The sequence below is a fragment of the Pseudomonas sp. PME37.24/025 genome, from assembly GCF_055556615.1.
Genome location: NZ_JBVHNK010000061.1, coordinates 1 through 343, shown reverse-complemented (window position 1 = coordinate 343; position 343 = coordinate 1). Strand labels below are relative to the sequence as shown.

Sequence of the window (343 nt, the reverse complement as noted above, 5' to 3'; positions counted from 1 at the left end):
ACTTCATCAATCAACACAAAAGCGCCGGTCGCATGATTGACTGCATAAGGCTCGCAAACAATTGGCTTTTGCGCCAGTACACTCACAATCGCAATATCGTTCATCTTCACATCGGTACGGCTGGACTGCTCTTGCGCAGTATTGTGCAAAGCCAGGGTATGAATATCAAGCACATCCGTCACCGATTGCACCTTGGCCGGAATGATCGCGGTACCTGTCTTGAGCAGATACTTGCGACCGATGGTCAAGGCATCTTCATCAAACCAGCACAGATCGGCACTGAATTTATTGGAGACGGTCACTTCACCTTTAGCCAAGACATCCCCTCGGGAAACATCCACAT

1 protein-coding gene is annotated in these 343 nt (G+C 49.3%); it reads right to left on the bottom strand.

The features are described from left to right. A partial coding sequence (locus ACZ3HH_RS29495) for an elongation factor 1-alpha C-terminal domain-related protein (RefSeq protein WP_465810054.1) occupies window positions 1–317 on the bottom strand: 317 nt, incomplete at its 3' end. Window positions 318–343: the final 26 nt, after the last annotated feature.